At 63.2% G+C, this 14807-nt stretch carries 11 protein-coding genes; 9 read left to right on the plus strand and 2 right to left on the minus strand.

Features of this window, described 5'->3' with window-relative positions; genetic code table 11:
• The 7 genes from QRN54_RS12215 (at position 1) to QRN54_RS12245 (ending at position 9911) form a co-directional block, all read left to right on the plus strand.
• The gene (locus tag QRN54_RS12215) at positions 1-1881 is read left to right on the plus strand and encodes a dipeptide/oligopeptide/nickel ABC transporter permease/ATP-binding protein (RefSeq protein ID WP_225320135.1); all 1881 of its coding nucleotides are present in this window, start codon (positions 1-3) and stop codon (positions 1879-1881) included.
• Complete coding sequence (locus QRN54_RS12220) at positions 1878-2669, plus strand: ABC transporter ATP-binding protein (protein WP_003940215.1); 792 nt, start codon at positions 1878-1880, stop codon at positions 2667-2669. The genes QRN54_RS12215 and QRN54_RS12220 overlap by 4 nt, the downstream gene beginning before the upstream one ends.
• Positions 2666-6025 (plus strand): serine hydrolase, encoded by a 3360-nt coding sequence (locus tag QRN54_RS12225; RefSeq protein WP_285182076.1) that lies wholly within the window; start codon positions 2666-2668, stop codon positions 6023-6025. The genes QRN54_RS12220 and QRN54_RS12225 overlap by 4 nt, the downstream gene beginning before the upstream one ends.
• Positions 6022-7185 carry a M20/M25/M40 family metallo-hydrolase gene (locus QRN54_RS12230; RefSeq protein ID WP_054187730.1) on the plus strand — a complete coding sequence of 388 codons (1164 nt, stop codon included), beginning with the start codon at positions 6022-6024 and terminating at the stop codon, positions 7183-7185. Before QRN54_RS12225 ends, QRN54_RS12230 begins: the two co-directional genes overlap by 4 nt.
• The gene (locus tag QRN54_RS12235; protein ID WP_007731362.1) at positions 7163-7984 is read left to right on the plus strand and encodes a GNAT family N-acetyltransferase; all 822 of its coding nucleotides are present in this window, start codon (positions 7163-7165) and stop codon (positions 7982-7984) included. The genes QRN54_RS12230 and QRN54_RS12235 overlap by 23 nt, the downstream gene beginning before the upstream one ends.
• Positions 7974-9107: an o-succinylbenzoate synthase gene (menC, locus tag QRN54_RS12240; RefSeq protein WP_030535169.1), complete on the plus strand. Its 1134-nt coding sequence runs from the start codon at positions 7974-7976 to the stop codon at positions 9105-9107. Before QRN54_RS12235 ends, menC begins: the two co-directional genes overlap by 11 nt.
• 123 nt (positions 9108-9230) lie before the next feature.
• The gene (locus tag QRN54_RS12245) at positions 9231-9911 is read left to right on the plus strand and encodes a 3'-5' exonuclease (protein WP_050656424.1); all 681 of its coding nucleotides are present in this window, start codon (positions 9231-9233) and stop codon (positions 9909-9911) included.
• A 28-nt stretch (positions 9912-9939) separates the two neighbouring features.
• Here the strand turns inward: QRN54_RS12245 and QRN54_RS12250 are convergent, their stop codons facing one another.
• Together QRN54_RS12250 and QRN54_RS12255 are read right to left on the minus strand one after the other, a co-directional pair.
• On the minus strand, positions 9940-11367 hold the full coding sequence (locus QRN54_RS12250; protein ID WP_285182077.1) for an amidase: 1428 nt from the start codon (positions 11365-11367) through the stop codon (positions 9940-9942).
• Positions 11368-11482: 115 nt separating this feature from the next.
• Positions 11483-12349, minus strand: coding sequence for a helix-turn-helix transcriptional regulator (locus QRN54_RS12255; protein ID WP_058037699.1), 867 nt, complete (start codon positions 12347-12349; stop codon positions 11483-11485).
• Positions 12350-12480: 131 nt separating this feature from the next.
• Here QRN54_RS12255 and QRN54_RS12260 point away from each other — a divergent pair, with 131 nt between their 5' ends.
• The gene (locus QRN54_RS12260) at positions 12481-14085 is read left to right on the plus strand and encodes an acyl--CoA ligase family protein (protein WP_030535166.1); all 1605 of its coding nucleotides are present in this window, start codon (positions 12481-12483) and stop codon (positions 14083-14085) included.
• Between the two features lie 28 nt (positions 14086-14113).
• Complete coding sequence (locus QRN54_RS12265) at positions 14114-14806, plus strand: TetR family transcriptional regulator (RefSeq protein ID WP_003939674.1); 693 nt, start codon at positions 14114-14116, stop codon at positions 14804-14806.
• Position 14807: the final 1 nt, after the last annotated feature.

The raw sequence follows: 14807 nt of genomic DNA on the forward strand, positions 1-14807 counted from the left end.
TTGAGCACCTCACCTACGGCCCCCACTGCGGCCCCCAAGACGCCCCCGCGACGACACTGGATCGTCGGAACGTTCCGCACCCCATTGGGAATCCTGGCCCTCACCTTCCTGACCGCTCTGATCGCCCTCGTCATCTTCGGACCGATGATCTGGGGTGACGCCGCTGTCGCAGCCAACCCGAAGGCACTCTCTCAGGGACCGAGTTCCGAGCACATCTTCGGCACCGACGCCGGCGGGCGTGACGTCTTCGCCCGCACGATGACCGCCGCGAGACTGTCGGTGCTCATGGCTCTCGGAGCCGTCGCACTCGGTGTCACAATTGGCCTGATACTCGGTACGCTCCCGACGCTCGCTCCCCGCTGGGTCGGACGAATGGTCGTGGCATTCCTCAACTTCGCCATCGCATTCCCCGGACTGCTCCTCGCGATCTTCCTGTTGGTCGTTCTCGGACAGGGTGCTGGCAGCGCGGTGATCGCCATCGGTCTCGCCCTGGCCTCGCCGTTCGCGAGGTTGACGTACGCACTGGCTTCGTCGGTCAACGGACGCGACTTCATCGACGCAGCACGCATCCTCGGGGTTACCAAGCCGGGGCTGCTGTTCCGCCACATTCTCCCCAATATCCGTGAACCACTCATCGTCAATGCCAGCATCGCTGTCGGCAGCGGCCTCGTGGTCTTCGCCGGACTCTCGTTCCTCGGCTTGGGCATTCAGCCGCCTGCATTCGACTGGGGCCGGATGCTCAACGAAGGTCTGTCGAAGATCTTCGTCAACCCGGCCACCGCACTCGCCCCCGGCATCGCCGTCGTGCTCGCCGGCTTGACCTTCACGCTGCTCGGCGAGGCCATTGCTCGCGGCGCGGGAGTTCGCAGCCCGATCAGCAGTCGCCTGCCGAAGTGGAAGCCGATCAACCGGAAAACTGCCCAGGCCGATTCGGCGCCCACCGACGAAGACGCGGTACTGACCGTCCGCAACATGTCCGTCGCAGTCCCCGCGGGTGACGACTGGCGTCGCCCCGTCGACAACATCAGTTTTACAGTTCACCGCGGCGAAACCGTGGGCATCGTCGGTGAATCCGGGTCCGGAAAGTCACTGAGTTGCATGGCAATCGCGCAGCTGACCGACCACCCCACCGTGGTCGATGCCGGGCTCATCGAGTTCGACGGCACCGTGCTGATGAAGGACGGCAAGCGGCCGGACGACGCGGCTTCGCGCAAGGTTGCCCGCCAACTCGGCACACGTATGGCGATGGTGTTCCAGGATCCGATGTCGTCCATGAATCCGTCTCTCAAGGTCGGATACCAGGTCGCCGAGATCGGTTGGCTCCACGAAGGTATGAGCAAGGCCGACGCGAAGAAGGCGGCAGTCGAGCGACTGAACGCCGTCAAGATCCCCGACGCGCCCAGGCGTGCGAAGCAGTACCCCCACGAGTTCTCCGGCGGTATGCGTCAGCGCGCGATGATCGCCATGGGTCTGATGGGTAAGCCCGCTCTGATCATCGCGGACGAACCCACCACTGCGCTCGACGTGACCGTTCAGCGTGAGGTCCTCGGGCTGCTCCACGAGGTTCGCGAAGAAACCGGCGCCGCAATCCTTCTCATCTCGCACGACATGGCCGTCATCACCGGCATGTGCACCCGTGTCCTGGTCATGTTTGCCGGCGAAATCGTCGAAGACATCGCAGTAGACGATCTGATTGCCGGCCGTGCAAAGCATCCGTACACCCGCGCGCTGATCGCCGCGGTCCCCACCATGAGCACCGATCGCGACAAGCCGCTTGCCACCGTCGACGAAGCCTGGCAGGTGGAGAGCCTCGACGCCGAGGAGAGCACCGCCGACATCGAGTTGGAAGAACTGTTGGCTGTTGCAGAGGAGATCCGATGAGCAGACTCGAATTCCGTGACGTCAACGTCCACCTCGGTAGCGGTTCGAAAAAATTCCACGCCGTCAAGAACATCAATCTCGACATCCCCTCCGGATCGGTGGTCGGTCTCGTCGGTGAATCGGGTTCCGGAAAGTCGACACTGGCGCGAGCAACTGTCGGCCTGGCCGAGCCCAGTTCCGGCCAGATCCTTCTCGACGGTGTGGACGTCGCTCACGCCCGCGGCGCGACGGCTCGTCTGCGCCACCGGATCCAGATGGTCTTCCAAGATCCGTACTCGTGCCTCGACCCGCGAATGACCATCGGCCAGTCACTCGCCGAGGCGCTGAGGTCCACCGAGCGTCGTGACAAAGCTCGGCGCAGCCGCGGCGACCGCGCTGCCGAGGTCGCTCGACTCCTCACCACCGTCCAACTGCCGGTGGAGAAGGCGCACGAATACCCATCGTCGTTGTCGGGTGGTCAGCGCCAACGCGTTGCCCTCGCGCGGGCTTTGGCAGCCGCACCGGCAGTTCTGCTTGCCGACGAAATCACCTCTGCTCTGGACGTGTCCGTGCAGGGCGCGGTTCTGAATCTGTTGGTGGATCTGCAGAAGCAGCTTGGTCTGACGGTTCTGTTCGTCAGTCACAACCTGGCGGTGATCCGCTACGTCTGTGACCACGTCGCAGTCATGCTCGGCGGCGAGATCGTCGAGCACGGGCCGGTTCTCGACGTGATCGATTCGCCGAAGGAGCCGTACACGGCAAAGCTGTTGTCCGCGATCCCGACATTCGGGGAGCCGATGTTCCAATGACAACGCCGACCACTCTCGACTCCCCCGCTGCCGTAGCCCGTGCCGAAGAACGTCGTTCGGCGAGAATCCAGGATTACGCGTCCGTGGTTACACCGACCAGCATCGCCGTATCGGCGTCGGGACGCATTGCATACGTACGTACCGAAGCGAATCCGGCTGCGGATACCAACGAGCACTCGATCTGGTTGGCTTCCCCGCAACTACAGCTCACCGCGGGACCTGCCGACACCTCGCCGGCTTGGCATCCCGTTTCGACGCTGTTGGTCTTCGTTCGGCCGGATTCCTCGGGCACACCACAACTGTGGAAGGTCGACGCCACCGGGGGCCCGGCAACACAGCTGACCACCACGGCGCAGCTCCCGCTCGGCGCGGGGGCACCGGTGTTCTCTCCCGACGGCGCTCGGATCGCCTTCAGCGCCCCCGTCGACCGCACTGCCGCCGGATCGTCATGCCTCTTGGTGGCGAAGCGCCTCAACTACAAGGTCGACGGATCCGGTGTCCGGGGCAGCGTTCGGGCGCACTTGTTCGAGTTCGATCTGGCCGCCGGCTCACTACGGCAGCTGACGGACGGCGATTGGGACGCTTCGCATCCCGCGTACAGTCCCGACGGCACCGAACTGGCTTTCACCGCGGCGATGGACGGCGACGCCGATCTGACGCGGGCGAGTTCCGCCTGGACCGTATCGCTGACTGATCTCGCCTCCGCTCCGCGGATGTTGGGGCACGCACGCGGCATCGCAGGACCACTTGCATGGACACCTGCCGGCGACGCGGTCGTAGCCGTCGGTTGGCACACGCCGATCATTCACAACAACGAACTTCTTGTCCTGCACCGCGACCAGCGAGCGGAAGACCGCAGCCTGACGTCCGGACTCGACCGAAACGTCATGCCGGGCGGGACCGGTTATCCCGGTGGCGCACCGAGTTTCACCGCCGACGGCGACATCGTCTTCTGCATCCGCAACCACGGCTCCACCGAACTGCACAAGGTCGATTTCGGATCAGGCTCCGTCTCACCACTTCTCACCGGCGAGCAGACAGTGGTCTCAGGCCTTGCCCTGACGTCCGGGCGAGCCGTCGTCGCGCTGGCAACGGCGACATCCTTCGGCGAGGTCGCCGTCATCGACCTCGAGACTCGTGCAGTCGAAACGGTCACCGAATTGAACACGGAACTGACAACTTCCGTCGCGTTTCCAGTCGCCTCCGAGCGTTGGTTCGACATCAGCGACGGCACCCGTGTTCAGGGTTGGATCCTGCGCGACCCGAACGTCACGGGCGCCGGTCCGCTGGTTCTGGACGTCCACGGCGGACCACACAATGCCTGGACCGGAACGCCCACCGTGATGCACGCATACCACGCGGAACTGGTCGCGCTGGGATTCACGGTCTTGATGATCAATCCGCGCGGAAGTGACGGCTACGGAAACGACTTCTTCGACGGTGTGCGGGACGGCTGGGGTGAGGCGGATCGTGCCGACCTGCTCGAACCGGTCGAAACCCTTGTCGCCGAGGGGATGGCAGATCCGGAGCAACTGGTGCTCACGGGCTACAGCTACGGCGGATTCATGACGTGCGCCCTGACGTCCGTCACCGATCGGTTTGCCGTCGCAGTCGCCGGTGGTCTCGTTTGCGACATCGCGAACACGGCCGGCCCCTCAGACGAGGGCATCTTGCTGCAGACGGTCGAATTCGACCCGCAGTCATCTCGGGTACAGGAACTTTCGCCGCTGGGGCGAGTCTCCCAGGTGACGACACCGACGCTGATCCTTCACGGCGGCAGCGACGTCCGTTGCCCGGTCAACCAGGCCGAACAGTGGTTCGGTGGACTGCGTTTGGCCGGCACCCCGACCGAGTTGGTGGTTTTCCCGGACGCGTCACATGCCTTCGTGTTGACGGGTCGGCCGTCCCACCGACTGGAGTACAGCACTCGTCTCGTCGACTGGATCGAACGGCACCTCTCCCCCAAGCCCGCACTGACCACGGTCGATCCCGACTACTGGCAGTACCGACTCGACACCCTGAGTGCGAAGTACGGGGTGCCCGGCGCCTCACTGGGAATTCTGACCACAACCCGCAGCGGATTCTCCCGCACCGTGGTCACGTCCGGTGTAGTCAGTACCCGCACCGGCGTCGCGGCTACGCCCGACACGCTGTTCCAGATGGGTTCGATCAGCAAGGTCTGGACGGCCACCCTGATCATGCAGCTCGTCGAAGAAGGATTGCTGGATCTCGACTCACCTGTCCGGAACATCTTGCCGGACTTCGCAGTTGCCGACGCGGTAGCCACCGAAACGGTCACGACTCGCCACCTGTTGACTCACACCAGTGGCATCGACGGTGACGTTTTCATCGACGGCGGACGCGGCGACGACTGCGTCGAGCGATACGTCGCAGCACTGAAATCAACGGTGCAGCTCTTCGCCCCCGGCACCGATTGGTCGTACTGCAACACCGGCTTCGTGATCGCCGGACGAATCATCGAGGTTCTCCGAGGTAAGAGTTGGGACGCGGTTCTGCGCGAGCGGATCATCGAACCGCTCGGCCTGACCAAAACCACGACCCTGCCTGAGGAGACGGCACTGCACCGCGCTGCAGTCGGGCACGTCGGCGCTGCCGACGACCTCGAGCAGACACCACAATTCCTCATCCCTCGCTCGATGGGCCCCGCCGGTCTCATCAACAGCACCGCCGAGGACCTTCTTCTGTTCGCGCAGGATTCGATGCGCGAGGATCCGATTCTGCTTCAGCGGTCCACCCATCTGGCGATGCTCGAGGAGCGCCGCCAGATCGGTGACGTGTCGTCAGCGGACATCATGGGAACCACGTGGCTGCTGCACAATTGGGGCGGGGTACTGGCTCATGGCCACAATGGCGGAACTCTCGGCCAGCAGTCGTTCTTGCGAGTGGTGCCGTCGTGCGGTCTAGCCGTGGTCCTGATGGCCAACGGTGGAGCAATGGACGCTCTCTCCGGCGATCTTCTGGCTGAAGTAATCGGTTCCATAGGCGGCGTCAGTGTGACACCGGCATTCTCGCCTGGTGACCCCCACACCCGCGTCACGTCCTCACCTGAAGAACTCGATGCGCTGTGCGGCCTGTACCGCGATGCCGCAGCCGATTTCGTCTTGGAAAGGACCGGCGGTTCCCTGACCGCCCGCCGCACCGATCACATCGACCCTTCGGTCACCGCCGAAAGCGCAGAGTCCGTCTCTCTCAGCCTGATCGAAGTTCACCCTGGAGTATTCGCGACCCAACTACCTCAATCAGCGGGTTGGATCCGGATCACTTTCTCCGACAACGGGAGTACACAATTGCTACACGTCGGAAGCCGCGCGTATCCGCGAGTGAACAACCGATGACCATTCTCCGCGATCTGGCCGAGCGCCAACTTCCTCAGATCCTCGAGGACGCCATCGCGCTCATCGAAGTCGAGTCGCCGTCACACGATCTCGAAGCTGTTGCCCGCAGCGCGAAGTGGACGTCAGATCTTGTCCACGAACGACTCGGCGTGACACCGGAGTCGATAGTGACGGAAGGCCGTACCCATCTGGTGACCCGTTTCGGCAGCTCACCGACGCGGCTGATGCTGCTCGGTCATCATGACACCGTGTGGCCGATCGGCACCCTGACACGCCTGCCCGCAGCCGTCACCGACGGAGCGCTCCGAGGTCCGGGCGGACTCGACATGAAACTTGGTGTCGTTCAGGCAATCCACGCCCTCGCTATCGTCCGGGAGCTGCACGGCGACGATGCACTCGACGGAATCACACTCCTCGTGACCGGTGACGAAGAAATCGGTTCACCCACGTCGCGGTCCCTCATCGAGGAACTTGCGGCAGGCGCGGTACTGGTTCTCGAGGCCGGCGGTGACGGTGGCGAACTGAAGACTGTCCGCAAGGGAGTGTCGCTGTATCGGATCCATGTTGCCGGTCGCGCCGCCCACGCCGGGCTGGAGCCGGAAAAAGGCATCAACGCTGCAGTAGAACTGGCTCGTCTCGTGATCGCGATCAACGACTTGTCCTCGCCGGCGCAGGCAACCACCGTCACCCCGACTGTCATTTCAGCCGGAACCACAACCAACACCGTTCCGGCAGAAGCCTTCGTCGACGTGGACGTGCGCGCAACCAGCGCCGCCGAGCAGGAGCGCGTCGATGCGAATATCCGAGCCCTGCAGGCAATCCACCCCGAAGCCGTAGTCACGGTCTCGGGTGGTGTCAACCGTCCACCTCTCGAAGCGACGATGTCCGCACCGTTGCTGGCGTTGGCGGAACGCGTTGCGCTCGAGCATGATCTGACTCCGCTCGTCGGCCTCGCCGTCGGCGGAGCCTCGGACGGAAACTTCACTGCCGGTATCGGTATCCCCACCCTCGACGGCCTCGGTGGCGTCGGCGGCGGTGCACACGCCGAGACCGAGCATGCGCTCGTGTCCGCAATCGCTCCGAGGACGGCGTTGGTTGCGGGCCTTATTCGTTCGATCACGTCTGAAGGGGGCCCTCGTGTCGAAAAGCAAAGCGGTTGAGTTTCGAGAACTGGTCGATACCCGCGAAATAGCCGATCTATCCGCCGTTTTCGACGAGATCTGGGCTACCAGTCCCGGACCGGCTCATTTCGGCACTGCGATGTTGGTTGCGCTTCACCACGGTGGTCACTACGTGGTGGGAGCCTTTTCCGAAGGCGAAATGATCGGTGGTTGCGTCGGATTCTTCGTCGAGCCTCTCGGCGAGGTTCTGCACTCACACATCGCCGGAGTACTACCGGGACACGCAGGCAAGGGAATCGGCCGCGCCCTCAAGCATCATCAGCGAGACTGGTGCATCGAGCGCGGCGTCAGGACGATCCGGTGGACCTTCGATCCACTGGTCGCACGAAATGCCTATTTCAACATTCAGCGTCTCGGAGCCGAACCGGCCGAATACAACCCGGATTTCTACGGGTCGATGGCAGACGGAATCAACGCAGGCGACGCCAGCGATCGTATGCTCGTCAGTTGGGACCTCGACGTCGATGGATCTCCGAGTTCTACTGTGGCCGTGAATGATACATTCAAGGTGCTTCAACCCACCGAAGACGGTACGCCTCGAATGCTCCCGATCCCACCCGACTGCGTCGATATCGCAGTCGGAATACCCAGAGACATCGAGCATCTGAGAACAGTCGACCGCGCCTCTGCCTTTGCCTGGCGACACGCGCTTCGCGAGTACCTCGAACCACTGATCGCCTCGAAGGAATGGCAATCGACCGGCTTCGACCCCAGCGGCTATTACATGTTCACGAAAATCTGCGAGACAACCGGAGAAGAGCAAGTCCATGCACATTGAGTCCGTCGAATTGCGCGAACTGCGCATCCCTCTCGTCTCCCCCTTCACCACGTCATTCAGCACCCAGCTCGAGCGCAACACCCTCGTCCTGAAAGTGAGCGGCACCACCGACGGCCCCAACGGTCCGGTGGAGACCGTCGGCTGGGGCGAGTGCGGCTCGCTCAGCGATCCGTACTACAACTCCGAATACACCGCTGGTGCGCGGGCGATGCTTCGCGAGTATCTTGTTCCGACGCTACGTAAGTCGCAGTCGGATCAACCGCTCTCGGCCGAGACGGTCGGCAGCGTACTTCACCACGTCGTGGGTCACCAGATGTCGAAGTCGGCTATCGAAATGGCAATCCTCGATGCTGAATTGCGGGCTCGTGGACAGTCTTTCGCTCGGTACCTCGGTGCCACTCGCACTCGGGTGCCCTCGGGAGTGTCCGTCGGCATCCAGGACAGCATTCCGCAGCTACTCGAAACCGTCGGCAACTATCTGTCGCAGGGTTACGTGCGAATCAAGCTGAAGATCAAGCCGGGCTGGGACATCGCTCCCGTGGCTGCGGTGCGCAAGGAGTTCGGCTACGACGTTCCTCTGCAGGTCGACGCGAATGCCGCGTACACCCTCGTCGACGCGCAGTTGCTGCGCCGCCTGGACGAATTCGCATTGCTCCTCATCGAACAGCCGCTGGCCGAGGACGATTTGGTGCAGCACGCCAAGCTCGCCCAGTCCCTCTCGACTCCGATCTGCCTCGACGAGTCGGTCGAGTCGGCCAAGGATGCGGCGGATGCCATCACGCTCGGTGCCGCTTCGGTCATCAACATCAAGCCGAGCCGTGTCGGTGGATATCTGGAAGCCAAGCGCATCCACGATCTCGCCTCGGCACACGGTATTGCGGTGTGGTGCGGCGGAATGCTCGAGACCGGAATCGGCCGCGCCGCCAACGCGGCCCTCGCGGCGCTGGACGGGTTCACGCTGCCCGGCGACATCTCGGCTTCCGATCGCTTCTACAAGGAGGACATCACCGAACCGTTTGTCATCGAGGACGGCCACATCGCTGTGCCGCAGGGACCGGGCTTCGGTGTGACTCCACGTGAAGACGTCATGGATCGCTTCACGGTCGGAACCGAGATTCTGTAGGTCCGTCACACAGTCACGCAGCAGCCACCTCCACCGTCACCCCGGAGGTGGCTGTTCGTCGTTTGTGTCGGTAGGGAGGTGCATAGTGATTCGGACATGACGTTCTGCACCGAAAGGCCCCCGATGAGTAGCTGGTCCGATCGCCCGATCTGCGCGTTCGACCTCGAGACCACGGGGCGGGATCCGTCGACCGCTCGTATCGTCAGTGCCTGCGTCGCGGTGATCGACGGTTCGAGTGTCGAAACACGCACGTGGCTACTCGATCCCGGCGTCGAGATCCCCGCCGGCGCCTCGGATATTCACGGCATCAGCACCGAGTTCGCGGCGCAACACGGCCAGGATTATTCCGAGGGCTACGAAGAGATTCGCGAGGCTCTGCACAATTCCTGGGCGCGCGATCACGCCGTCGTGGCGTTCAATGCCTCCTATGATCTGACGGTCATGCATGCCGAGGGTCTGCGCATCGGCAAGCCTGCATTCGTTCCGGGGTTGGTGATCGATCCGTACGTGATCGATCGGGCGATGGATACGTTCCGCAAGGGCAAGCGAACGCTTGCGGCCGTGTGCGAGCACTACGGAATTTCATTGGAGTCGGCGCACGAAGCCGAGGCCGATGCCAAAGCTGCGGCAGCGTTGGCCCGCGAGTTGGCCGTGAGGTTCCCCGACATCCTGGGGCTCGATCTCATGGTCGATCAAGCCGATTGGCACGCAGAGCGGCAACGCGATTTCGCCGAGTACCTTCTCAGCCAAGGGAGGGACGTGGCAGATGTGAACGGCCAGTGGCCGATTCGCATCATCGCCTGACGTCCTCCCCGGCTCGGACGACCGCGCGCTACGCCGGGACCGGCGGCCACACCGGCGCAATGGACCACGGACGGGCTGTTTCGAGCTGCGACGCAACCTGAATCAGCAGATCTTCACGGCCGAACGCGCCGACCAACTGCACGCCGATCGGAACGCCGGCCGAGTCATGACCCATCGGCAAGGAAATCGCCGGCTGACCTGAACTGTTGAACGGACTGGTCAAGCCGCTGTACCCGGCCGAATGCTCCCAGATCGACATAGGATTCGCCGTATCGAGCAGACCGAGCGGAGCTGCCGGCCGAGCCATCGTCGGAGTCAGCAACAGGTCGTGATCGACAAAGAACGCACCGATCACCTGGGCGGCCCGCTCGAGTTCCTGCAGCGCCTTGACGACGTTCGTCGCACTTTCGGACTTCGCGCGGTCGTAGATCATCCGCGCCATCGGCTCGAGGTCGTCGTCACGGATCGCGCGGTTCAGGGCGTCGAGTCGTTCGTCGACCTCGATCGTCATCGGAATGCCCATCAACACCGACAGCCCGGCAGTGAGCGCATCGAGCGGAAAGTTCGGGGCGCTCTCGGTGACATCGTGACCGAGTTCTTCGAGCAGGCCAGCAACACCGGTCGCGACGGCCGAGCACTCCGGGTCCACCGGTGTGCCGTCAGGAAGAGCGTTACTCAGACCGATCCGCAACCGTCCGGGATCGGCAACCACTTCCTCGATGTACGGCCGCTTCGGCGCCAGGATCACGTAAGGATCGCCCACTGTCGGCCCGGCGGACAGATCGAGAAGCAGCGCAGTGTCGCGGACACTTCGGGTGAGCGCGTGATGAACACTCATCGGCGACGAGAAGAGCGTGCGCGCCGGTGCCGTCGGAGTACGTCCTCGGCTCGGCTTGAGGCCTACCAGGCCGCAGGCCGATGCGGGAATACGGATCGATCCACCACCGTCGCTGGCATGCCCGCCTGGCACGATCCCGACGGCAACAGCTACAGCCGTGCCACCCGAAGATCCGCCGGGCGAACGATCAAGGGCGTAAGGGTTACGGGTGGGTCCGAACAGCGCAGGTTCGGTACTCGCGTTCTTGCCGAACTCCGGGGTGTTCGTCTTGCCGATGACAACCAGACCAGCCTGGCGGTAGCGCTCGACGAGCGTCGAATCTTTTTCTGCCACAGCGTCGGCGAACAATCGAGATCCATTGGTGCTCGGCAATCCTGCGACGTCCATGCCGAGGTCTTTGATCACGAACGGGACGCCCTGCAGTGGACCATCCGGCAGGCCGCCTGATACCTCGTTGCGCGCTTCCTCTCGGCGCTCACTGATCACCGCGTTGACTGCCGGGTTGCGCTCGTCGAGCCTGTCCAGACTGAACTCGAGGACTTCCTTGGCGGAGACGTCGCCGCTCTTGATCGCTTCGGCCAGGCCGGTCATGTCGTTGTTGTCGAACAAATCCTGCATCGATGCCCTCATCACTCGTGTCGAACTCTGCCGATAGTGAGGTCCGTCATATCAACCGGAGTGGCGACGCAGTTCCGAAATTCCGCTTGGCGGGACCGATCAGAGAATCAAGCCCTCACAGAATCAAACCCTGCCGCCGCGCTTCCACGACCGCTTCGTGACGACTGCGGACGTCGAGTTTTCCCATCAGATTCCTCATGTACGTCTTGATCGTTTCGACGCTCAGGGACAACCTCTCGGCGATCTCGGCATTGCGCAGTCCGAGAGCGACGTACCCCATCACCTCCCGCTCGCGTGGCGACAGGACAACGGTGTTCGCGACTGGAGTGTTCGCGGAAGGTTTCGGCGACGCCAACGACCGCAACTTTGCCTCGACCGCGAGGACCTGCGCGCTGAGAGCCATGTCCTCGAGGTTCGCCGCGATCTCGCCGAGCGCCAGGACGCTCTCGGTCAACCCTTCGGATATCTGGGCATCGCGGTTCGAACCATGTTCCACCGCAGCGGTATCGAGCATCGCCACCCGACGATCCACTTCGTCGCGAATCTCGAATTCTCGGGCCAACGCGTACGACGATCGCATCATCGTCTCTGCGATCACGTCGCCGATCGGCAGGTTGGCACGCAGTCCTCCGTAGATCGCTCCGCGAGTAACCCCGCGAACGACGATCGGGACTGCCATCAAGGATTCGATCGCTTCGGTGCCCACTTCGTAGTCGTAGTCGTGAGTGATGTGCGACGAGTTCGCGTAGTCCTGGACCGCGCCCGGTCGTTGTTCTGCGATCGCCCGACCGCCGAGTCCGCATTCGGCGTCGATCCGCAGGTTTCGCAGGATGTTGCTGCGCGTGCCGACGTGACCGGTGATGGTCAGCGACCGGTCGCTGACGCAGCCGCCGAACAGAACCGGCAACTCGGTTTTGGGGTGCAGCCGACGCAGTTCGGCGCGCAACGCGTCGTCGTCGCTCGGTCTCAGTACCCTGTTCACTCTCACCTCCACGTACCCAATTCAGAGGGTAGCGGCACCTTTGGCTGGGCAATAGCGTGCATCCAGGCCATTTGTAGTGCCGATCACACTTATCGTGACACCAACCGTGCCACGTCGCCTTCGGAGGAACCGTGTCTGTCCCGACAGCTGTTGCAGCCAACAACACCCCGCTCAGTCCGCTGCGTTTTCTCGAGCGCAGCGCCGCGGTGTTCCCCGAGCGCACCGCCGTCGTTCACGGCGACCGGACCTACTCGTACCGAGAGTTCGGTGACGAGGTCGCGGCTCTGGCCCGCGTCCTGCGTGAACGCATTCAGCCCGGTGACCGCGTTGCATACCTGGCGCCGAACGTACCCGAGATGCTGTTCGCGCATTTTGCCGTTCCCCTCGCCGGCGGGGTCCTGATCGCCCTGAACTCACGCCTCGCCGGTCCCGAACTCGAATACATTCTCGATCACTCGGGAACCACGATCCTGTTCGTGGACTCCGAATTCGTCGGTTCGGTCACCTCGTCCAAGGCAAACGTGGGGAGCCTGCGTGAGATCGTCGAGATCCCGGACTCCACCGTCCCCTATCCGGACGTTCCCACCGGAATCGTCACCGGGCAGTACGCCGATCTGATTGCCGAAGGCGAAGCTCTCTCCGATCAGCCACTGCACTGGGGCGTCGACGACGAGCAGCAGTGTATCGCCATCAACTACACCTCGGGTACCACCGGAAAACCCAAGGGCGTCATGTACTCCCACCGCGGGGCGTACCTGAACTCGCTCGGCGAGACATTCCACAACGGCTTCGACGGAGCGACGAAGTATCTGTGGACACTGCCGATGTTCCACTGCAACGGGTGGTGCACGCCGTGGGCCGTCACTCAGGCCGCGGGCACACATATCTGCCTGCGCGCGGTCCGCGCCGATGCGATCTGGGACGCCATCGACAATCTGGGCGTGACACATCTGTGCGGCGCTCCTACCGTCTGCTCCACCATCGCCGACGCAGACCAGGCCCACAAGGTCGACGCCTTGCGCATCACCACCGCCGGCGCTCCCCCGTCACCGACGATCATCGGAAAACTCGAAGACATCGGTGTCACCGTGGTTCACGTCTACGGCCTCACCGAGGTGTACGGCCCCTACACGATCTGCGAATACCAGGAAGCCTGGGACGACAAGCCGCAGTCCGAGCGCGCCGCACTTCTCTCGCGTCAGGGAGTCGGCATGGTGCAGGCCGAAAATGCTCGCGTTGTCGATGCCGAGATGAACGACGTCCCCGCCGACGGCCAGACCATGGGTGAGATCGTGCTCCGCGGCAACAACGTGATGCTCGGGTACTACCGCGACGAGGCCGCGACAGCCGAAGCATTTGCCGGTGGTTGGTTCCATTCCGGCGACCTCGGCGTCATGCATCCCGACGGATACATCCAGCTCAAGGACCGCGCGAAGGACATCATCATCTCAGGCGGCGAGAACATCTCCACCGTCGAGGTCGAGCAGGCGATCATGAGTCACCCCGCGGTGATCGACGTGGCAGTCGTCGGCGTTCCGGACGAGAAGTGGGGCGAGCGCCCGAAGGCATTCGTGGTGCTGGGCAAGGGATTACAGGCATCCGCCGAAGACATCGTCGAGCACACCCGCACTTTGCTGGCCGGGTACAAGGTTCCCCGCGACATCGTCTTCCCGCTCGACCTTCCTCGCACCCCCACCGGCAAGGTTCTCAAGTTCCAGCTACGCGCCGACAACTGACGCCGACGAAACCTGGATACTTGCATCCATGACCGAGCGCTCCGATGTACCCGGAACTGACCCCGCACAGTTTCGGGTACACGTCGCGTCTCAAGCGATCCGGTTGTTCTCGGAGAACGGGTACGAAGCCACCACCGTCGAGCAGATCGCCGCTGCCGCCGGTGTGTCGCGTCGGACGTTCTTCCGGCAGTTCCGCTCCAAGGAAGACGTGATCTTCGCCGATCACGAGTCCCTCCTCGAACACGTCGCAGAGTTCCTCGCGTCCGATTCCGCCGACCCCTGGGCGTCCGTGTGCGAGGCCGCGGGACTGGTGTTCGATTTCTTCCGCAGGAACCGAGACCTGTCGATGCGGCGATACCGCGTCGTACAGCATGTTCCGGCTCTTCGCGACCGCGAACTCGTCACCGGATTCCGCTACGAGCGCCTCTTCGTCGACTACCTGCGCAGCGCTGTGCCCCGCGAGCCTGTCCTCGAGGTTGTCGGTTTTGCCGCAGCTGTCACCGCGTGCCACAACTACCTCTTGCGAAGCATGATCAAAGGCGACGAGGACGCCACAGCTGATGCACTAAGTCAGGCATTGCTCGACGTTCGGCGGACGTACGGCGTGGCACCCGGGTCCAAGACCAGCACGCCAGAATCGAAGTCCGTGCTGGTAGTAGCCTTTCCCCCGGGCACGTCCGCTGATGAGATCAGCAGAAAAATCCACGAACAACTCGGCTGAC

Source organism: Rhodococcus sp. MEB032, from assembly GCF_030208925.1.
GTDB lineage: Bacteria > Actinomycetota > Actinomycetes > Mycobacteriales > Mycobacteriaceae > Rhodococcus_F > Rhodococcus_F qingshengii.

Excerpts from the sequence above, each read along its gene's own strand:
- QRN54_RS12220 (WP_003940215.1), top strand. The coding sequence starts at position 1,878 with ATGAGCAGACTCGAATTCCGTGACGTCAACGTCCACCTCGGTAGCGGT.
- QRN54_RS12225 (WP_285182076.1), top strand. The coding sequence starts at position 2,666 with ATGACAACGCCGACCACTCTCGACTCCCCCGCTGCCGTAGCCCGTGCC.
- QRN54_RS12230 (WP_054187730.1), top strand. The coding sequence starts at position 6,022 with ATGACCATTCTCCGCGATCTGGCCGAGCGCCAACTTCCTCAGATCCTC.
- menC (WP_030535169.1), top strand. The coding sequence starts at position 7,974 with ATGCACATTGAGTCCGTCGAATTGCGCGAACTGCGCATCCCTCTCGTC.
- QRN54_RS12245 (WP_050656424.1), top strand. The coding sequence starts at position 9,231 with ATGAGTAGCTGGTCCGATCGCCCGATCTGCGCGTTCGACCTCGAGACC.
- QRN54_RS12250 (WP_285182077.1), bottom strand. The coding sequence starts at position 11,367 with ATGCAGGATTTGTTCGACAACAACGACATGACCGGCCTGGCCGAAGCG.
- QRN54_RS12265 (WP_003939674.1), top strand. The coding sequence starts at position 14,114 with ATGACCGAGCGCTCCGATGTACCCGGAACTGACCCCGCACAGTTTCGG.